Source organism: Sphingobium chlorophenolicum (assembly GCF_000722875.1).
GTDB lineage: Bacteria > Pseudomonadota > Alphaproteobacteria > Sphingomonadales > Sphingomonadaceae > Sphingobium > Sphingobium chlorophenolicum.
In genome coordinates, this window is record NZ_JFHR01000002.1 from 100,372 (window position 1) to 119,602 (window position 19,231).

Annotated in this window: 17 protein-coding genes; 11 read left to right on the plus strand and 6 right to left on the minus strand. The window is 64.1% G+C overall.

Annotated features, from left to right (window positions below; all coding sequences use genetic code 11):
• The first annotated feature begins 64 nt into the window (after window positions 1-64).
• Complete coding sequence (locus BV95_RS02090) at window positions 65-832, plus strand: phosphocholine cytidylyltransferase family protein (protein ID WP_037447011.1); 768 nt, start codon at window positions 65-67, stop codon at window positions 830-832.
• On the opposite strand, the gene BV95_RS02095 is transcribed toward BV95_RS02090, so the two are convergent.
• From BV95_RS02095 to BV95_RS02105, 3 genes are read right to left on the minus strand one after another with little or no spacing between them, the layout of a single operon-like run.
• Complete coding sequence (locus BV95_RS02095; protein WP_037446751.1) at window positions 820-1,248, minus strand: HIT family protein; 429 nt, start codon at window positions 1,246-1,248, stop codon at window positions 820-822. The two genes, BV95_RS02090 and BV95_RS02095, sit on opposite strands and share 13 nt — an antisense overlap.
• Entirely contained in the window at window positions 1,245-2,357 is a 1,113-nt protein-coding gene (locus BV95_RS02100; protein ID WP_037446754.1) for a CDP-alcohol phosphatidyltransferase family protein, read from the minus strand. The genes BV95_RS02095 and BV95_RS02100 overlap by 4 nt, the downstream gene beginning before the upstream one ends.
• 12 nt (window positions 2,358-2,369) lie before the next feature.
• Complete coding sequence (locus BV95_RS02105) at window positions 2,370-3,491, minus strand: CDP-glycerol glycerophosphotransferase family protein (RefSeq protein ID WP_037446757.1); 1,122 nt, start codon at window positions 3,489-3,491, stop codon at window positions 2,370-2,372.
• 165 nt (window positions 3,492-3,656) lie between these two features.
• On the opposite strand from BV95_RS02105, the gene BV95_RS02110 reads away from it, so the two are divergent.
• The 8 genes from BV95_RS02110 to lpdA all read left to right on the plus strand — a co-directional run bounded on the left by BV95_RS02110 (window position 3,657) and on the right by lpdA (window position 13,962).
• On the plus strand, window positions 3,657-4,445 hold the full coding sequence (locus BV95_RS02110) for a succinate dehydrogenase iron-sulfur subunit (protein ID WP_037446760.1): 789 nt from the start codon (window positions 3,657-3,659) through the stop codon (window positions 4,443-4,445).
• Window positions 4,446-4,480: 35 nt separating this feature from the next.
• Window positions 4,481-4,924: a PaaI family thioesterase gene (locus BV95_RS02115; RefSeq protein WP_051749587.1), complete on the plus strand. Its 444-nt coding sequence runs from the start codon at window positions 4,481-4,483 to the stop codon at window positions 4,922-4,924.
• Complete coding sequence (gene zapE, locus BV95_RS02120; protein WP_037446765.1) at window positions 4,921-6,033, plus strand: cell division protein ZapE; 1,113 nt, start codon at window positions 4,921-4,923, stop codon at window positions 6,031-6,033. Before BV95_RS02115 ends, zapE begins: the two co-directional genes overlap by 4 nt.
• A 323-nt stretch (window positions 6,034-6,356) precedes the next feature.
• Window positions 6,357-7,319 (plus strand): malate dehydrogenase, encoded by a 963-nt coding sequence (mdh, locus tag BV95_RS02125; RefSeq protein ID WP_037446767.1) that lies wholly within the window; start codon window positions 6,357-6,359, stop codon window positions 7,317-7,319.
• A 103-nt stretch (window positions 7,320-7,422) separates the two neighbouring features.
• Window positions 7,423-8,307 (plus strand): succinate--CoA ligase subunit alpha, encoded by an 885-nt coding sequence (gene sucD / locus BV95_RS02130; RefSeq protein WP_013847304.1) that lies wholly within the window; start codon window positions 7,423-7,425, stop codon window positions 8,305-8,307.
• An 85-nt stretch (window positions 8,308-8,392) separates the two neighbouring features.
• A complete protein-coding gene (locus BV95_RS02135) occupies window positions 8,393-11,203 on the plus strand; it encodes a 2-oxoglutarate dehydrogenase E1 component (RefSeq protein ID WP_037446770.1) in 2,811 nt (936 codons plus the stop codon).
• An 8-nt stretch (window positions 11,204-11,211) separates the two neighbouring features.
• Window positions 11,212-12,447, plus strand: a complete 1,236-nt coding sequence (gene odhB, locus BV95_RS02140; protein WP_037446773.1) for a 2-oxoglutarate dehydrogenase complex dihydrolipoyllysine-residue succinyltransferase — start codon at window positions 11,212-11,214, stop codon at window positions 12,445-12,447.
• A gap of 114 nt (window positions 12,448-12,561) precedes the next feature.
• A complete protein-coding gene (lpdA, locus tag BV95_RS02145; protein WP_037446776.1) occupies window positions 12,562-13,962 on the plus strand; it encodes a dihydrolipoyl dehydrogenase in 1,401 nt (466 codons plus the stop codon).
• Window positions 13,963-14,154: 192 nt separating this feature from the next.
• Here lpdA and BV95_RS02150 read toward each other — a convergent pair whose 3' ends face one another.
• The 3 genes from BV95_RS02150 to BV95_RS02160 all read right to left on the minus strand — a co-directional run bounded on the left by BV95_RS02150 (window position 14,155) and on the right by BV95_RS02160 (window position 16,896).
• Entirely contained in the window at window positions 14,155-15,276 is a 1,122-nt protein-coding gene (locus tag BV95_RS02150) for a GGDEF domain-containing protein (RefSeq protein WP_234703080.1), read from the minus strand.
• Window positions 15,277-15,469: 193 nt separating this feature from the next.
• Window positions 15,470-16,231, minus strand: coding sequence for an enoyl-CoA hydratase/isomerase family protein (locus tag BV95_RS02155; protein WP_037446782.1), 762 nt, complete (start codon window positions 16,229-16,231; stop codon window positions 15,470-15,472).
• Complete coding sequence (locus BV95_RS02160) at window positions 16,228-16,896, minus strand: HAD family hydrolase (protein ID WP_174544430.1); 669 nt, start codon at window positions 16,894-16,896, stop codon at window positions 16,228-16,230. The genes BV95_RS02155 and BV95_RS02160 overlap by 4 nt, the downstream gene beginning before the upstream one ends.
• A gap of 149 nt (window positions 16,897-17,045) precedes the next feature.
• Between BV95_RS02160 and glmU the strand changes: the two genes are divergently transcribed.
• Window positions 17,046-18,338: a bifunctional UDP-N-acetylglucosamine diphosphorylase/glucosamine-1-phosphate N-acetyltransferase GlmU gene (gene glmU, locus BV95_RS02165; protein WP_234703084.1), complete on the plus strand. Its 1,293-nt coding sequence runs from the start codon at window positions 17,046-17,048 to the stop codon at window positions 18,336-18,338.
• Window positions 18,335-19,192, plus strand: a complete 858-nt coding sequence (locus tag BV95_RS02170) for a metallophosphoesterase (RefSeq protein WP_037447013.1) — start codon at window positions 18,335-18,337, stop codon at window positions 19,190-19,192. The genes glmU and BV95_RS02170 overlap by 4 nt, the downstream gene beginning before the upstream one ends.
• Window positions 19,193-19,231 lie beyond the last annotated feature (39 nt).

Here is a 19,231-nt window from a genome sequence, read left to right on the forward strand (position 1 = left end):
TCGGGCAGGGTGTGATGCAACACACCCTGTCCATCCGCCCGTCTTTGCTTTAATGCCCCCGGCCATGACCATTTCGAAAGCCATCATCCTTTCCGCGGGCCAGGGTTCGCGCCTGTTGCCGCTGACCCGCGACGTGCCCAAATGCATGATCGACTTCAACGGCCGCACCCTGATCAGTTGGCAGGTCGCGGCTCTGGTGGCGAATGGCGTGACCGACATCGTCGTCGTCACCGGCTTCCGCACCGAACGGGTGGAGGATCATGCGCTGCAACTCTATCGCGACACTGGCGCGCGCATCCGCACCGTCTTCAATCCCTTCTTCCAGGTGGCGGATAACCTTGGCACCTGCTGGATCGTGCGGGAGGAGATGGACCGCGACTTCATCATCCTGAACGGCGACACCATCGTCTCGGACGAGATCGTGGGCAAGCTGATCGCGGAGGCGCAGGACGCCATCACCGTCACCGTGGACGTCAAGCAGGACGGCTATGACGATGACGACATGAAGGTGAACCGGGACGAGACGGGCCGCCTCCACGCCATCGGCAAGCGGCTGCTGCCGCATGACACCAATGCCGAATCCATCGGCATGCTGGCTTTCCGGGGCGAAGGCCCCGCGATCTTCCGAAACCAGATCGACCAGATGATGCGCACGCCCGAAGGCGTGGAGCGCTGGTATCTGCGCGCCATCGACATCATCGCCAAGGGCAACCGCGTCGGCACCGTCTCCATCGAGGGACTGGACTGGCAGGAAGTCGACTTCCCGCAGGATGTCGAGGCGGCGAAGGCGCTCACTGCCCGCTGGCTGGCCGAGGGCCGTTACGCGAAATAAGGCTTGAGCCAGCCGGTCAGCATGGCGATCTGCTCCGGCGAGAGCTTCGCCGCGCTGCCGAGGTCAGGCTGTCCCGGCCATCCGGCATCGGGGACCAGGATGCCCGCATGTTCGCGGCTGCCCTCATAACGGGGCAGCACATGGAAATGGACATGCGGGTCCACCATCATCAGCATCAGATAATTGATCTTCTCATAGCCCACTGCCTGAGCAAGCGCGCTTTCGATGGCCTTCGTCACTGTCGCCAGTTCGGCATGCGCCTCCGCCGGAAGGTCGCCAAAGGCCATGGCGTCGGATTTGGCCGCCAGCACCAGCGCCCCCAGAGTAGGCTGCGCGGGGCGCAGCAGCACCACCCAATGCCCGAAATCCGCTATCAAAGTGGCGGGAAAGCCGAATTTCTCGATGGTCGCGTTCATGCCGTCGCCTCCATCCAACTGACGATGGGCCGTCCGGCGCGCTTAACGCCATAGGCTTGCAACAGCCGCACCGCATGGACGACCAGCGAGATGACGGTCCACCAGGCAAGAGCAATCAGTCCGACATCCGGCCGCCCGATGAGCAACGCGACGAACAGAATCACCATATTGGGATTGCGCCGCGCCGTGATCAGTCGGAACCGGCTATCGAACCGCTCCCAGACATGGATGTCCATCCCGAAATCCTTGATGAACATTCCCTCGATAAGCCGTTGCAGCACATAGCCCGCGATCACCGCCGCCATCACCAGCGCGAAGCTCTGCGTCGACAGCGCCAGCCCCCAGGCCGACAGCCCCACGCCCCAGAAATACCACCAGAAGGGCGGATGGATCAGGTCGACCCCATGGTCCGCGATGTTGCCCCATTTGGACGATGTGACGGTGCATCGGGCGAGCTTCCCGTCCACCGTATCCAGCACCATGAAGACGAACCCGGCGAGCAGGCCGGTCCAGTACAGCCCCTGCGCAAACAAATAGGTCGCCACCACGCACAGCGTTGCGCCGATGGCTGTCACCATATTGGGCGTCATCCCGATGGATGCGGCCAGCCGCGTCAGCCACAGCGCCAGTTCGGGCCAGAGATATTTCGTCAGCAGGTCGGTCACACCCTTATAGGCGCCGAAATAGCTGTGCCGCTCGATCTCCCGGCGGGTGGCGGGGGTCAGGCGCTGGATGAAGGGGCAATCCAGCTTCCGCAACTGCCGGTTATAGATTTGCGGTCCGGTGCGGTAATCGATGACGGTCAAATTCTCGCCATGCCGGGCGATGTCGTCAGGGGTCGGATCGATCCCGGCGGGCAGATGCGCCATGACCAGCGCATCCCCGTCGACGACCACCGTGCAGGGATGGGCCAGCACATGGCGCAACCACACCGGATCGAAGACATAATCCAGATTGACGTGCAGCCGCGCGCTGCTCGCCCTGTCGTCCGCGGCCAGTCCCTCCGCCCGCGCCAGCCGGTGCAGGCGTTCGGCATTGGTCATGCCCCAGAGCAGGGCGGGATTGTCGCCGATCAGCGACAGGCTTGGCGGGGAGGAGAGTTGGTTCATGATCGCCTGCTCTTATCGTCTGGCCTTTTCAAGGAAAGCGCAAATCGCGTCCGCGCCGCGCCTCGCCGCGCCATGGGGATCGCCGCCGACCGATTCCGCCACCCGCTTCCGTTGCGCTTCGGCGTAAAATCCGTGTCGCTCCCTCGCCCGGTCCAGCGCGCCGGGCAAGGAGGCAAGGTCATCCAGCACGTCGCCCAAGGTCCAGAACAGATAGTCGGGATCGTCCCGCCAGGACACGCCATTGGCATTGAGGAACAGGCAAGGCCGAGGAAAGGCTAGAAATTCGTAAACCTGGCTGCTGACATCGCCCAGATAGATGTCGGCACCGCTGGTGTAGCTCATGTCGAACAGCCGGTCAGAATCGAGATCGATCAGAATCTTGCCCGGCTCCGCCAGGGCCATGACATCATCCTTCGCCGCTTGAGATGCCTCAGCGAACAGCCGGACATGCGGCGCGACCACCAGATTGTAGCGGTCCTGCCGCCGGAACCATTCGATCAGGCCAGGTCCAAACCTGTCCCATGAGGAAAGCGAGCGGCGGAAATGCGGCGCATACAGGACTGTCGGCCGATCATTGTCGAACAGGCGGCCGCGCTGCTTCTGCATGCGCAGCATCAGGTCGAGCTTCACATAACCATTGGTGGCATAATGGCCGGGACGAATGGTGCCCGCCTCCAGCAATCGTCGCTCGCTCTTTTCCCCCGCAACCAGCACGAAATCGAAATGGCGGTCGCGCGGGTCGAGCATGATCGCGCGATCGCCCGCGCCATGAGGGGTGAAGATCAGTTTCGTCCGGCGCGGCAGGAAGTGACGGATGGCTGTCGTGGTCCGTTCCGGAACGACGATCGCGTCGAAGCGCCGCAAATATGGCAGGGCGCCGATCAGTGTGGGAATACGAGGATTGCGGCCGAATTTCATCCGGCGGGCGATGGCGGCCGGACCGGAGCGGCCCAGAATCCTGACCTGGGGCTGGAAATCGGGATAGATATCCGCCAGCCGCGCCAGGATCGGCAAATGATCCGCGCTCGATACCGCGATTTCGGGAGAGTGGCCCATGGCGGCCATTTCCGCCGCAATCGGCAGGGCATGGAACAGATGGTGCGGCTCGCCGATGAAAAGGAAAAGGATGCGCATGCATGGACGATCGTTGAAAGATCGAACCTCTTGGCACGGGCAGTTGCGAATGACCAGAAGGATGACCTGGCGCCGCGTTCGCTCGGCAAAAAGCTACGCCGCCGCTTGACTAACCGGTGCCTATATTGTTGAGGGGCGGGAAACGGGATAGCAGGACTTATCGAAATGGCCGAATTTGCGTTGCCCAAGAACAGCAAGATCAGCGCCAAGGGCGTTACCCACAAGGCGCCGGACGGGGCCACCAACGTCAAGAGCTTCAAGGTCTATCGCTACGACCCCGACTCCGGGCAGAATCCCCGCTACGACACGTTCGAGATCGATCTGGACAGTTGCGGTCCGATGGTTCTGGACGCGCTGCTGAAGATCAAGAATGAATATGATCCGACGCTGACCTTCCGCCGGTCCTGCCGCGAGGGTATTTGCGGCTCCTGCTCGATGAACATGAACGGCCGCAATGGCCTGGCCTGCACCACCTCCATCGAGGAGTGCGCGGGCAAGGAAGTGCGCGTCACGCCGCTGCCGCACATGGACGTGATCAAGGATCTGGTCCCCGACTTCACCCACTTCTACGCCCAGTACAACAGCATCAAGCCCTGGCTGCAAACCGTCAGCCCGGCGCCCAGCGGCAAGGAACGGCTCCAGTCGCCCGCCGACCGCGAGAAGCTGGACGGCCTCTATGAGTGCATTCTGTGCGCCTGCTGCTCGACCTCCTGCCCCAGCTACTGGTGGAACAGCGACAAGTTCCTGGGCCCGGCGATCCTGCTCCAGGCCTATCGCTGGCTGGCCGACAGCCGCGACGAATATACAGGCGAGCGTCTGGACGAGCTGGAAGATCCCTTCCGCCTCTACCGCTGCCACACCATCATGAACTGCGCGAACGTCTGCCCGAAGGGGCTCAGCCCCGCCAAGGCGATCGCCGAAACCAAGAAGATGATGGTCGAACGGCAGCTCTGATCGACGTGGGCGGCGAAGCGGGGCATCTCAGCCCTGTGGCCGACGGCCCCTGGGCCGGCTGGCTGTCATGGACCGACACGATGCGGGGGACGTTCCTCGATTCGGCGATCGGCACCAGCTATTCGCGCAGCGATGCGGCGGGCAAGGCGACGGTCATGCTGGAAAGCCTGCCGTCGCACGCCAATCGGCTGGGCGCGCTGCATGGCGGCTTCCTTGCCGGTTTCGCCGATCACGCCTATTTCGCCGCGCTGGCCGCCATGGGGCGGCCGGAACAGGCGGCGGCGGTGACCGTTGACCTTGGCATGCAATATTGCGGTTCCGGAAAGGTCGGACCGGCCCTGCGCGCCGAGATCGAATTGTTGCGGGAGACGGGGCGGCTGATGTTCCTTCGCCTCACCATTTCCCAGGACGGGAATCTGATCGCGGCGTCGACCGCGACCCTGCGCAAGGCGCCCGAATCTCAAAAGCCGCAAAAGTGACCAGCGTCATCGCCCGTTACGACGCGCTCGTTGCCGCGGGCGAATTGCGGCCCGATCCGGACCAGCGGGCGGCGGCCGAGCGACTCGACCGGCTGCAACAGGAACTGGAAGCCGCGCCGCCGCGGGGATCGACCTTGTGGAAATTGCTGCGCAAGGCGCCGGAACCGCCGCGCGGCCTCTATATGTGGGGCGGCGTCGGGCGCGGCAAATCGATGCTGATGGACCTGTTCTTCGACACGGTTCATGTCCAGCGGAAAAAGCGTGCCCATTTCCACGAATTCATGCTCGACGTGCATGCGCGCCTTGCCGAAGCGCGCAAGTCGGAGACGGGCGATCCCATTCCCCCGGTGGTCGATTCGCTGGCGGAAGAGGCGCGGTTGCTCTGCTTCGACGAGATGGTCGTGAACAATATGGCCGACGCCGCCATCATGTCGCGGCTGTTCACGGGCCTGCTGGAAAAGCGGGTGACGATCGTCACCACTTCCAACCGCGAGCCGGATGAACTCTACAAGAATGGCCTCAACCGCCAGCTTTTTCTGCCCTTCATCGACCTGATCAAGGTGAAGCTGGACGTCATGACCCTGAACGGGCCGACCGATTATCGCAGGGATCGGCTGGGGGACGCGACCTTGTGGCATGCGCCCAACGGCCCGGAGGCGACCAGGGCGCTGTCGGAGGCTTTTTTCCGCCTCACCGACTATCCGGTCGAGGATCGCGCCAAGGTTCCGGCCGAGGAGATTGCGGTGCAGGGCGGGCGCATGCTGCATGTGCCCAAGAGCCTGAAGGGCGTCGCCGTCTTTTCCTTCAAGCGCCTCTGCGTCGAGGCGCGGGGCGCGCCGGACTATCTGGCTATCGCCCGCAAATATCACACCGTCATCATCGTCGGCATCCCCGTGCTGGGGCCGGAAAACCGCAATGAGGCGGCGCGTTTTGTGACGCTGATCGACGCGCTCTACGAATATAAGGTGAAGTTGCTCGCCTCTGCCGACGCGGAACCTGCGCGCCTCTATCCCGAAGGCGACGGCGCGTTCGAATTCGAGCGCACCGTGTCGCGCCTGATGGAGATGCAGTCGGACGATTATCTGGCGCTGGGTCACGGCGAGAAATAATTCGCCTTCCGGATAGAGCTTATCCGTTTACCCCATGACACTATATGATCGGGAAAAAGGGCCCGCACGCTCCCGTCTAAGGGAAGTGTGCGGAAGGTGGCCGCTGTGGGGAAGGGCCATGCGCCAGGGTAGGAGCGCGTGGGCAACAGAGGCGGATACGCTATTAATGCAATTGCGAATGAATTGCAAAGATAATTTGAATCTGAGGCTCATGCGCGGTTGAAACCTCGGCCGGATAGGCCTAAGCGCACTTTCGTTTCAGATTTCCGGCGTTTCAGGTTTCCCGGCAATTCCGTTTCCACGGTTTGGAGGATGATTGCATTATGGCCCGTAAGAAGATCGCGCTTATTGGCGCTGGTAATATCGGTGGCACGCTCGCGCATCTCGCGGCTCTGAAGGGTCTGGGCGACATCGTGCTGTTCGACGTCGTCGAAGGCGTGCCGCAGGGCAAGGCGCTCGACCTGTCGCAGTGTGGCCCGGTCGAAGGCTTCGATGCGAAGATCACCGGCACCAACGACTATGCCGACATCAAGGATGCCGACGTCATCATCGTCACCGCCGGCGTCGCCCGCAAGCCGGGCATGAGCCGCGACGACCTGCTGGGCATCAACCTGAAGGTCATGAAGTCGGTGGGTGAGGGCATCAAGAACAACGCCCCCAACGCCTTCGTCATCTGCATCACCAACCCGCTGGACGCGATGGTGTGGGCGCTGCGCGAATTTTCGGGCCTGCCGCACAACAAGGTCGTCGGCATGGCGGGCGTCCTCGATTCCGCGCGCTTCAGCCACTTCCTGGCCGAAGAATTCCAGGTGTCGGTGAAGGAAGTGAACAGCTTCGTGCTGGGCGGCCATGGCGACACCATGGTTCCGGTCGTCGAATATTCGACCGTCGCGGGCATCCCGATCCCCGACCTCATCAAGCAGGGCCGTTCGACCAAGGAACGCATCGACGCCATCGTGCAGCGCACCCGTTCGGGCGGCGGCGAGATTGTCGCGCTGCTCAAGACCGGTTCGGCCTTCTACGCGCCCGCCACCAGCGGCATCGCCATGGCGGAAGCTTATCTGTTCGACCAGAAGCGCCTGCTGCCCTGCGCCGCTAACCTGACCGGCCAATATGGCGTCGACAATCTCTATGTCGGCGTGCCCGTGATCATCGGCAAGGACGGCGTCGAGCAGATCGTCGAGATCGACCTGAACGACGAGGCCAAGGCGAACCTCCAGGTGTCGGTCGACGCCGTCAAGGAACTGCTGGAAGCCTGCAAGGGCATCGATCCCTCGCTCGCCTGAGCCTTTCAAGAGCTGCACCAGTCCGTCCCAGGTAAGTGCGCAGCCTGGGACGGTCTGACTTTAGACCCAAAGTGCCACGTCCACAGAAGATAAAGGGACTGACATGTCCATTCTGGTGAACAAGAACACCAAGGTCATCACCCAGGGTATGACCGGTGCCACCGGTACCTTCCACACTGAAACCGCGTTGGCCTATGGCACGCAGATGGTCGGCGGCGTCACGCCGGGCAAGGGCGGCACCAGCCATATCGGCCTGCCCATGTTCGACACCGTGGCCGAAGCCAAGTCGAAGACCGGCGCCGACGCATCGGTCATCTACGTTCCGCCGCCGTTCGCGGCCGACTCGATCCTGGAAGCCATCGACGCGGAAATCCCGCTGATCGTCTGCATCACCGAAGGCATTCCGGTGCTGGACATGGTGAAGGTGAAGCGCTCCCTTTCCGGCAGCAAGTCGCGCCTGATCGGCCCGAACTGCCCCGGCCTGCTGACCCCCGGCGAATGCAAGATCGGCATCATGCCCGGCAACATCTTCTCGAAGGGCAGCGTCGGCGTCGTGTCGCGTTCGGGCACGCTGACCTATGAAGCCGTGTTCCAGACCACCAATGCGGGCCTGGGCCAGACCACGGCCGTCGGAATCGGCGGCGATCCGGTCAACGGCACCAACTTCATCGATGTGCTGGAACTGTTCCTGGCCGACGACGCCACCGAATCGATCATCATGATCGGCGAAATCGGCGGCGACGCGGAAGAGCAGGCTGCCCAGTTCCTGATCGACGAAGCCAAGAAGGGCCGCAAGAAGCCGATGGCAGGCTTCATCGCGGGCCGCACGGCGCCTCCGGGCCGCCGCATGGGCCATGCCGGCGCGATCGTGTCGGGCGGCAAGGGCGATGCGGAAAGCAAGATCGCCGCGATGGAAGCGGCCGGCATCAAGGTCGCCGCCAGCCCCTCCGAACTGGGCACGACCCTGCTGGAAGTGCTGAAGGGCTGATCGGCCGAAGGCGATGGCCGGGCTGCACCCCGGCCATCGGTTACCCCGCTCCGCGACTGCACGCGGCACGGATGGGACGTGAAAAATGGGTTACGAGAATCAGGATTTCCCTCTCCCGGCAGATGACGCCGAGCGCGGGCCGAGCTGGGCGCGCACCAACTGGCCGCCGATCGACACCGACGACCTGACCGGGGCGCTGGACCCCACGCAGATGCAAGTGGCCGTGAAGGCCGCCGCCAAGGCCAATGGCAAGGCGGTTTCTGACGCTGATGCCGTAAGTGCGGCCGACGATGCAATCCGCGCGCAGATGTTGATCCGCACATATCGCGTACGTGGTCATCTGGCTGCCAATCTCGACCCGCTGGGGCTGACCCAGCGCGACCTGCCCGCCGATCTGACGCCGGAATATCACGGCCTGACCGACCTGGACAAGAAAGTCTATCTGGGCGGCACGCTGGGCCTGCAATATGCCACCGTGCGCGAGATCGTGGCGATCCTGCGCGCCAATTATTGCGGCAATGTCGGCCTGGAATATATGCATATTTCGGACGTGGAGGAACGCCGCTTCCTCCAGGACCGTCTGGAAGGCAAGGACAAGGAAATCCACTTCACGCCGGAAGGCAAGAAGGCGATCCTGTCCAAGGTGATCCACGCCGAACAATATGAAAAGTTCCTGGGCCGCAAATATGTCGGCACCAAGCGCTTCGGCCTGGACGGCGGCGAATCCATGATCCCCGCGCTGGAAGCCATCATCAAATATGGCGGCGCGCAGGGCGTTCGGGAGATCGTCTACGGCATGGCCCATCGCGGCCGCCTGAACGTGCTGGCCAATGTCATGGCCAAGGGCTTCCGCGTCATCTTCCACGAATTTTCCGGCGGCACCGCCAATCCGGAGGATGTCGGCGGTTCGGGCGACGTGAAATATCACCTCGGCACCTCGACCGACCGCGAATTCGACGGCGTCAAGGTCCATATGTCGCTGGTCCCCAACCCGTCGCACCTCGAAACCGTCGATCCGGTGGTGCTGGGCAAGGTCCGCGCGCAGCAAACCTTCCGCGACGACCTGACCAAGCATGAGCAGGTGCTGCCCGTGCTGATCCACGGTGACGCGGCCTTTGCGGGGCAGGGCATCGTCTGGGAATGCCTCGGCTTCTCCGGCGTGTCGGGCTACAATACCGGCGGCTGCATCCACTTCATCGTCAACAACCAGATCGGCTTCACCACCAGCCCGCAATTCTCGCGCGGCTCGCCCTATCCGAGCGACGTGGCGAAGGGCGTTCAGGCGCCGATCCTGCACATCAACGGCGACGATCCGGAAGCGGTCACCTTCGCGTGCAAGCTGGCGATGGAATATCGCCAGACCTTCCATCGCGACATCGTGATCGACATGTGGTGCTATCGCCGCTTCGGCCACAATGAAGGCGACGAGCCGTCCTTCACCCAGCCGCAAATGTACGCGAAGATCCGCCAGCATCCGCCGGTCAGCGACGTCTATTCGGCGCGCTTGAAGGCCGAAGGCGTGGTCGACGACGATTTCGTCAACCAGGTGACGGGCGATTTCGTCAATCATCTGGAGGAAGAGTTCGAGGCGGCGAAGAGCTACAAGCCCAACAAGGCCGACTGGTTCGCAGGTCGCTGGTCGGGCCTGCACAAGCCTGCCGACGCCGAAACCACCCGCCAGAGCGTGGAGTCCGCCGTCAGCCAGAAGCTGTTCGACAGCCTGGGCAAGACGCTGACGACGATCCCGGAAGGGCACAATGTCCACAAGACGCTGAAGCGCGTGATCGACGCCAAGGCGGAGATGTTCAAGTCTGGCGAGAATTTCGACTGGGCGACCGGCGAGGCTTTGGCCTTCGGTTCGCTGCTGTCGGAGGGCTATGGCGTCCGCCTGTCGGGTCAGGACTCCGGGCGCGGCACCTTCAGTCAGCGTCACGCCGTCTGGACCGACCAGGATACGGAGAACAAGTACATCCCGCTCTCCACCGTCCCGCACGGCCGGTTCGAGGTGCTGGATTCGCCGCTCTCCGAATATGGCGTGCTGGGCTTCGAATATGGCTTCGCGCTGGCGGACCCCAAGAGCCTCGTGCTGTGGGAAGCGCAGTTCGGCGACTTCGCCAACGGTGCGCAGATCATCTTCGACCAGTATATCGCTTCGTCGGAAACCAAATGGCTGCGTTCCAACGGCCTCGTCTGCCTGCTGCCGCACGGCTATGAAGGGCAGGGTCCGGAACATAGTTCAGCCCGTCTGGAGCGTTATCTGCAGCTCTGCGCGGAAGGAAATATCCAGGTCGCGAACATCACGACACCGGCCAATTATTTCCACGTTCTGCGCCGTCAGATGCTGCGGCCCTTCCGCAAGCCGCTGATCATCATGGCGCCCAAGTCGCTGCTGCGCCACAAGCTGGCGGTCAGCAAGGCAGAGGACTTCCTAGGCGAAACGCACTTCAAGCGCATCCTGTCCGACCCCAACGGGTCGGCCGACAAGGATACGAAGCGCCTGGTGCTCTGCTCCGGCAAGGTCTTCTACGACCTGATGGAGGCCCGCGACGCCGCTGGCGACACGGACGTGCAGATCGTTCGCATCGAACAGATCTACCCGTTCGCGACCGACGCCCTCGCCAAGCGCATCGAGCGCATGACGAATCTGGAAGAGGTCGTCTGGTGTCAGGAAGAACCGCGCAACAACGGCGCCTGGTTCTTCGTGGAACCCTATGTCGAGGAAGCGCTGGCCGCCGCCGGCAAGGCGCCGATGCGTGCCCGCTATGCGGGTCGCAAGGCGTCGGCGTCGCCCGCCACGGGCCTCGCCAAGCGCCATGTCGCCGAACAGGGCGCTCTCGTCGCCGATGCGCTGGGTCACAGCGTCCGTGAAGAAATCCGTCGCCAGAAGAAAGGCTGAACAAGCTCATGGCTACCGAAGTCAAAGTCCCCACTCTGGGCGAATCCGTTACCGAAGCAACCGTCGGCCAGTGGCTGAAGAAGCCCGGCGATGCCGTGAAGGCCGACGAGCCGATCGTGTCCCTTGAAACCGACAAGGTCGCGGTCGACGTGCCCGCGCCTGTCGCTGGCGTGCTGGGCGATATCGTCGCCAAGGAAGGCGATACGGTCGAGGTCGGCGCTCTGCTGGCCTATGTGAACGAGGGCGCGGCCGCTGCGGCTGCCCCTGCCGCCGCGCCCGCCGCCAAGGCGGAAGCAGCCGCTCCGGCGCCCGCCGCTTCGGCCCCGGCCGATGACGAGGAAGGCGGCAATCTGACCCTGTCGCCCGCCGTCCGCCGTCTGGTGCTGGAACATGGCCTGGACCCCAGCAAGATCAAGGGCACCGGCAAGGATGGCCGTCTGACCAAGGACGATGTCGTCGCCGCCGCCGCCGCGGGCACTGCCAAGGCCGCCGCTTCGGCCCCGGTCGCCGCGCCTGCCGCTGCTGCTCCCGCCGCTGGCCCCAGCCGCGCGCAGGAACGCGTCAAGATGACCCGCCTGCGCCAGACCGTCGCCAAGCGGCTCAAGGAAGCGCAGAACAACGCGGCGCTGCTTACCACCTATAATGACGTCGACATGACCAACGTCATTGAGGCGCGCGCGAAATATAAGGACCTGTTCGAAAAGAAGCATGGCGTCCGCCTGGGCTTCATGGGCTTCTTCACAAAGGCCGTCTGCATGGCGCTCCGCGACATTCCGGGCGTCAACGCGCAGATCGAGGGCGATGAGATCGTCTATAACGACTTCGCCGACATTTCGGTCGCCGTCTCGGCCCCGAACGGCCTGGTCGTGCCGGTCATCCGCAACGCCGAATCGCTGAGCGTGGCCGAGATCGAAAAGACCATCGGCAGCTTCGGCAAGAAGGCGAAGGAAGGCGCGCTCACCATGGAAGATATGAAGGGCGGCACCTTCACCATCTCCAATGGCGGCGTCTTCGGTTCGCTGCTGTCCAGCCCGATAATCAATCCGCCGCAGTCGGCGGTGCTGGGTCTCCACCGCATAGAGGACCGCCCGGTCGTCCGCGACGGCCAGATCGTCATCCGCCCGATGATGTATCTGGCGCTCAGCTACGACCATCGCCTGATCGATGGTCGCGAGGCGGTGACCTTCCTCGTCGCGGTGAAGAACGCGATCGAGGATCCGACCCGCCTGCTGATCGACCTGTAAGAAGATCAAGCCAACCCATCCCGTTCGGGCTGAGCCTGTCGAAGCCCCGTCCCTGATATGGGACAAAAGAAGAAGCAATGCCCTTCGACAGGCTCAGGGCGAACGGAGATTGTTATGGCAGACTTCGATTATGACGTTCTGGTGATCGGCGCCGGTCCGGGCGGCTATGTTGCGGCGATCCGCGCCGCGCAGCTTGGCCTCAAGACCGCCTGCGCCGAGAGCCGCGAGACGCTGGGCGGTACCTGCCTCAATGTCGGCTGCATCCCGTCCAAGGCGCTGCTGCACGCATCGGAACTCTATGAGGAAGCCGCGAACGGCGCGCTCGCCAAGCTGGGCGTGAAGATCGACAAGATGAGCCTGGACCTCGACACCATGCAGGGCCAGCGCAAGGATGCGGTGAAGGGCCTGACCGGCGGCGTCGAGTTCCTGTTCAAGAAGAACAAGGTCGACTGGCTGAAAGGCCTGGCCACCTTCACCGGCGCCAACACCGTGCAGGTCGCGGGCAAGACCGTCACCGCGAAGAATATCGTCATCGCCACCGGATCGTCGGTGACGCCGCTTCCCGGCGTTCAGGTCGACAATGAAGGCGGCAGGATCGTCGATTCGACCGGCGCGCTGGAACTGGACAAGGTGCCGGGTCATCTGGTGGTCGTCGGCGGCGGCGTCATCGGCCTGGAACTGGGTTCGGTGTGGCGCCGCGTCGGCGCGAAGGTCACTGTCGTTGAGTTTCTCGACCAGATCCTGCCCGGCATGGACGGCGAAGTCCGCAAGGAAGCGAATAAGATCTTCAAGAAGCAGGGCTTCGAGTACAAGCTCGGCACGAAGGTCACGGGCGCGGAAGTCGGCAAGAAGGGCGTGACCCTGACCGTCGAACCCGCCGCCGGCGGTGCGGCCGAGAAGATCGAGGCCGACGTCGTGCTGGTGTCCATCGGCCGCCGTCCAAACACGGAAGGGTTGGGCCTCGACAAGATCGGCCTGGAACTCAACGCTCGCGGCCAGATCGAAACCGACCATGACTTCGCGACCAAGGTTCCGGGCGTCTGGGCCATCGGCGACGTCATTCCCGGCCCGATGCTGGCGCACAAGGCGGAGGATGAAGGCATCGCCGTGGCCGAGAATATCGCGGGCCTGACCGGCATCGTGAACCATGACGTGATCCCGTCGGTCGTCTATACCAAGCCGGAAATCGCGGGCGTCGGCCTGACCGAAGAGGCCGCCAAGGAAAAGGGCGCCGTCAAGGTCGGCAAGTTCCCGATGATGGCGAACAGCCGCGCCAAGACCAATCATGAGCCGGACGGCTTTGTGAAGATCATCGCCGATGCCGAAACCGACAAGGTGCTGGGCGTCTGGATCATTGCCACGGTAGCGGGCACGATGATCGCGCAGGCAGCGCAGGCGATGGAATTCGGCGCTTCGAGCGAGGATATCGCCTATACCTGCCATGCCCACCCGACGCACAGCGAAGCGATCAAGGAAGCGGCCATGGCCGTGACCGGCAAGCCGATCCATATGTGACGGACTTTCGCTCCGTGCGAAAATGAGAAGGCCGTCCTTCGTGGCGGCCTTTTTTCATGGCGGCATCGATGATCGGGGGCGTTGCGTGGAGGTTGCGCCGCTTGATGGAAGCGCGGCTTATCCTGCGAAGGCGGGAATTCAGTTCCGGCGTCTGGATTGGGTTCCTGCCTTCGCAGGAACACGCTCTGAACCCTATCCGCTCCGGGCGCGGGACGTTGGGCTGACGGCGGGCGCATCCGGCACCGCGAGCGCCCGCCGCACGCAGACCCGGTTGCGGCCCCGCGTCTTGGCTTCATAGAGGGCCGCGTCCGCCCGCGCGATAGCCTCATGGATCGCGGCATCGCCCGGCTGGACGGCAGACAGGCCGAAGCTGGCGGTCAGGGGCTGCGCAAGGCCGATCTGGCCAGAGACCTCCTGCGCGATGCTCTCGCGAATGTCGTTGGCGATGGCTGCCGCTCTGGCTGCGTGGGTGTCGGGCAGGAACAGGATGAATTCCTCTCCGCCGAAACGGGCCGTGACGGCGTCGGCGGGCGCGAACTGCACCAATATCCGCGCCAATGCGACGATCACGCGATCCCCCAGGGCATGGCCATGGGCATCGTTGACCGCCTTGAAATGATCGATGTCGCAGACGATCAGGCTGCCCCGCATCGGCTGCTTGCGCGTCCGTTGCGCGATGGCCTCGTCGAAGCCCCGCCGGTTGAGCAGGCCGGAAAGCGGATCGTGCAGCGCATCGCGCCGGTAGCGGGCCAGCAGGTCCAGCATGTTCGCCGCGAGCGCCGCCAGCGCCAGGAACAGGCCAAGGACGCAGGCCAGCGCCTGCATCAGAAAGGCATAGTCGCTGTTCAGGAAACTGCCACCCGACAGGGTGAGCGGCACGGTGCTGCCGCGTATCAGATTGTCCAGCGCGACCAATGCCGCCGCGCTGAACAGGATGCGGTCCGACCAGTTGCCCAGGCGATCCCTGCCCGCGATCAGCGGCAGGCCGATCATCAGGAAGCAGCCGAAATCGGACGCTGCCAATTCAAGCGGCAGATTGTCCAGCACCAGCGCGGCCGCGCAGAACAGCAGGGACAAGGCCCACATCCCCACTCGCGCCCACAGCATCCAGTTCGGCCGCCAGCGTTCCAGCAGCGCCTGGCTGAACAGCAGGAAACCGCTGGCGAACAGCAGGTCCGCCACGAAACCCCAAAGGGGCGTGGGAAGGAGCGCGAATCCCGCCGGCACCGCAAAGCCGCCCGCAACGCTGAAAAAAGCGCCGCTCCAATATCCGGCGGCGCGTATGCGCAGGCTCCAGACGAAAGCGAAAACCACGCCGAAACTGGCCATCATAACGGGCAGGAAAAAGGCGTAATTCTCTCCCACGCTGTTTTGCCTGTTCCTTTTGTCGGTCGAAAATCATGCGCCCGTTTCGCGCCGGGGAAGGCGGTAGATGCTGATTCTTAACAAATTTTTCCGGATCGGATGAGTTGTTGATCCGTTTCGGATGAAATAATCGATAGTGACGTCAGAAGCGGGGACGCCGCTTCTCCCGAAAGGCCTGCACCCCTTCCCGGAAATCGGGCCGGATGAAGGCGTCGCGGAACATGGCCAATGTGTCGGCGTCGTCATCGGCCTGTCCGTCCAGGATGCGACGGACGATCACCTTGGACGAACGGATCGAATGCTGGGCATTGGCCGCCATTACATGAGCCAGTTCCATTGCCGCCTTCAGCGGGGCAGGCGAAATCTGGTCGATCAGCCCAATGGCCAGCGCGTCCTCCGCATTGTGGAGCGCGGCGGTAAACAATATGCGCTTGGCCCGCGCCGGTCCGACCAGATCGACCAGCAATTTGGTGTCGAACAGCGAATAGACGATGCCCAGCTTGGCCGGAGTGATGCCCAGTCGGGCAGCGGGGGAGGCGATCCGCAGGTCGCAGGCGATGGCAAGCCCGCACCCGCCACCGACCGCGTCCCCGTCTATCGCCGCGATCACCGGCTTTTCGGCATGGACCAGGGCATATTGGGTGGCGCGGATCGCGGCCTGATTGGCGATGCGCCATTCCTCCTCGCCCGAACAGCGCGCAAATTCATGGATGTCTGCCCCCGCGCAGAACAGGCCCGGCGTCGCGGAGGTCAGGATCAGCACGCGGATCGCCTCGTCCGCCATCGCCTCGTCAACCAGACCGGGAAACCGCTCCCACATCTCCTGGCTCAGCGCATTATGCTGCCGGGGCCGGTCGATCAGCAGCGTGGCGACCGCGCCGTCGCGTTCCAGCCGCAGCGTCATGCCCGCCAGCCTTCCAGCAGCGGCAGCAGATCGTCATAATGGTGGATGACGGCGTCCGCCTCCAACTCCTCCACCGGCCCGTCGAGGAAACCGAAGCTGACGGCGATGCTGGGGATGCCCGCATTGCGCGCCCCGGCGATGTCGTTGATCGTGTCGCCCAGGAAGATCGTCCGCCCGCCCCCTGCGCGCTCAATCATGGCGTGGATCGGCGCCGGATCGGGCTTGGCGATGCCCACCGTGTCGCCGCCGACCACGCTGGCGAAGCGATCCGACAGGCCGATCTGGTGCAGCAGCGGAATGGTGAAGCGCTCCGCCTTGTTGGTGCAGATGGCCAGCTTCACGCCCGCCGCCTCCAGCGCGTCCATCGCCGCGATCAGGCCGGGATAGGGCAGCGAATGGATCGCCAGATTCTGCTCGTAATAATCCAGCAGGATCGGCAGCATCCTGTCCAGCATCGCCTCGTCATAGCCGCCCGAAGCGTCCAGCGCCCGCTGGAGCATAACCTTCGCCCCCTTGCCGACGAAGGGGTGGATCGCCTCCACCGGAAAGGGCGGGCGGCCGTCGGTGGCGATGGCGTAATTGACCGCCGCCGCCAGATCGCCGCTGGTGTCGAGCAGGGTGCCGTCAAGGTCGAAACCGACAATATCGAAGGGGATGGTCGTCATGGCTGGCTCATGCCGCCTGGGCAGTGGCAAAGGCAAGTCAAACATGGCAGAGAGCGCTCAGATTCTTGGCCTCTTTTGTGAAGGATGCCCCTGTGACCGCCAGCCGTCCCCTCGCCGTGATCATCCTTGCCGCCGGGCAGGGCACGCGCATGAAATCCGCCAAGCATAAGGTGCTGCACCCCATAGCGGGGCGGCCGATGCTGCTCCATCTGCTCGCCAGCGTGGCGGAATTGCAGCCGGAACGGCAGGTCGTCGTGGTCGGCGCAGGTCGCGATCAGGTGGAAAAGGCGGTGGAGGGCAGCGGCGCCGTCATCGCCGTGCAGGAACAGCAGCACGGCACGGGCCATGCCGTGGCGCAGGCGCATGATGCGCTGGCCGGTTTCGCGGGCGACATATTGATCCTTTACGGCGACGTGCCGCTGGTGCGCACCGAAACCCTGCGGGCCATGCTGGACCGCCTGAACTGGGGCGATGAACCGCGCGCCGTGGTGCTGGGCTTCCGGCCGGAGGATGCCGCCGCCTATGGCCGGATCATCGCCCGCGATCAGGGCGTCATCGAAAAGATGGTCGAATATAAGGACGCCAATGCGGAGGAGCGGGCGGTGACGCTCTGCAATTCGGGGCTGATGGCGGTGCGCTCCACCGACCTGTTCGTGCTGCTCGACCAGATCGGCAATAATAATGCGGCGGGCGAATATTATCTGCCCGACATCGTCATGCTGCCCGGCGCGCAGAGCGCGGTGATCGAGGCGGAGGCATGGGAAGTGGCGGGCGTCAACAGCCGCGCCGAACTGGCGGGGGTGGAGGCCGTCTGGCAGGACCGCCGCCGGGCCGAGGCGATGCGCGACGGCGTGACGCTGATCGCGCCGGAAACGGTGTTCTTCGCGCATGACACGGTGCTGGGCCGCGACGTGGTGATAGAACCCAATGTCGTCTTCGGCCCCGGCGTTAGCGTGGCGGACGACGCGACGATCCACGCCTTTTCCCATCTGGAGGGCGCGACCGTCGGCCAGGGCGCGGAAATCGGCCCCTATGCCCGCCTGCGTCCCGGCGCGAAGATCGGCGTCAAGGCCAAGGTCGGCAATTTCGTCGAAATGAAGAAGGCCGAACTGGGCGAAGGCGCCAAGGCCAACCACCTGTCCTATATCGGCGACGCCAGCATAGGGGCGGGGGCCAATATCGGGGCGGGCACCATCACCTGCAATTATGACGGTTTCTTCAAATATAAGACGGAGATCGGCGCGGGCGCATTCATCGGCTCCAACAGCGCCCTGGTCGCCCCGGTGAAGATCGGCGACGGCGCCATCGTCGCGGCGGGCAGCGTGGTGACGCAGGCGGTAGAGGCTGACGCGCTATGCCTCGTCCGGCCGAAGCAGGAGGCGAAACCCGGCTGGGCGGCCCGCTTCCGGGCGCGGATGCAGGCGCGCAAAGCCGCCAAGTGACGGCTTTCTTCCGAAGGCGGCGCTGGCTCGCGGCGCTGCTGCTCATCCTTCTGGTCGTGTCGGGCGGGGTGGTCTGGCTCTTCGCCAATGCGCGGGCGATGCCGGTGGTGCGGCGGCTGGACGTCGCGCTGCCCTTTCCGGCCGACGCGCCCGGCCGCCCGGTGACGGTGGCACTGCTGACCGACAGCCATTTGTCCGGCCCGGACAACAGCCCGGAGCGGATGGCGCGGATCGTCGCTTTGGTGAATGGCCTCCACCCCGACCTCATCGTGCTGGGCGGCGACTATATCGGCGATGACAAGGGTGGCGCGACCTATGATCCGGCGCAAAGCATCGCGCCTTTCGCCGAATTGCGCGCCCCGCTGGGGGTGGTGGCGGTGCTGGGCAATCATGATGCGCGCAAGCATACGGGGCTCAGCCGCCGCCAATGGGGTGGCCTGTTCGCCCGGATCGGCATCCGCCTGCTCGACAATCAGGCGGTGCGGCGCGGTCCGCTGGCCATCGGCGGACTGCGCGACATCTATACCGGGCGGCCCGACATTCCCAAGACGCTGGGCGCGATGCAGGCGCTGGGGGGCGCGCCGCTGATGCTGTCCCATGGGCCGGATGCCTTTCCGCTGCTGCCCGACCGGCCGATGCTGACGCTGGTGGGGCACACCCATTGCGGGCAGGTGGCCTTGCCCTTTGCGGGCATCGTCTATGTGCCCTCGCGCTATGGCACGCGCTATGCCTGCGGGGTCTATCGGGATGGGGCCAGGACTATGGTCGTGTCGGCGGGGCTCGGCACCAGCGGCCTGCCGATCCGGCTGCTGGCGCCCCCCGATGTCTGGCTGGTTACAATTCGTCCACGATGATGCGCTACCCCTGTCACCCGCCGCATGATCGTGGCATAG

Bases quoted from the DNA above. Each gene is read 5' to 3' on its own strand.
- BV95_RS02090 (WP_037447011.1), top strand. From the start codon at position 65: ATGACCATTTCGAAAGCCATCATCCTTTCCGCGGGCCAGGGTTCGCGC.
- odhB (WP_037446773.1), top strand. From the start codon at position 11,212: ATGGCTACCGAAGTCAAAGTCCCCACTCTGGGCGAATCCGTTACCGAA.
- lpdA (WP_037446776.1), top strand. From the start codon at position 12,562: ATGGCAGACTTCGATTATGACGTTCTGGTGATCGGCGCCGGTCCGGGC.
- BV95_RS02105 (WP_037446757.1), bottom strand. From the start codon at position 3,491: ATGCGCATCCTTTTCCTTTTCATCGGCGAGCCGCACCATCTGTTCCAT.
- BV95_RS02100 (WP_037446754.1), bottom strand. From the start codon at position 2,357: ATGAACCAACTCTCCTCCCCGCCAAGCCTGTCGCTGATCGGCGACAAT.
- BV95_RS02155 (WP_037446782.1), bottom strand. From the start codon at position 16,231: ATGACGCTGCGGCTGGAACGCGACGGCGCGGTCGCCACGCTGCTGATC.
- BV95_RS02095 (WP_037446751.1), bottom strand. From the start codon at position 1,248: ATGAACGCGACCATCGAGAAATTCGGCTTTCCCGCCACTTTGATAGCG.
- BV95_RS02160 (WP_174544430.1), bottom strand. From the start codon at position 16,896: ATGACGACCATCCCCTTCGATATTGTCGGTTTCGACCTTGACGGCACC.
- mdh (WP_037446767.1), top strand. From the start codon at position 6,357: ATGGCCCGTAAGAAGATCGCGCTTATTGGCGCTGGTAATATCGGTGGC.
- sucD (WP_013847304.1), top strand. From the start codon at position 7,423: ATGTCCATTCTGGTGAACAAGAACACCAAGGTCATCACCCAGGGTATG.
- BV95_RS02135 (WP_037446770.1), top strand. From the start codon at position 8,393: ATGGGTTACGAGAATCAGGATTTCCCTCTCCCGGCAGATGACGCCGAG.
- BV95_RS02110 (WP_037446760.1), top strand. From the start codon at position 3,657: ATGGCCGAATTTGCGTTGCCCAAGAACAGCAAGATCAGCGCCAAGGGC.
- glmU (WP_234703084.1), top strand. From the start codon at position 17,046: ATGAAATCCGCCAAGCATAAGGTGCTGCACCCCATAGCGGGGCGGCCG.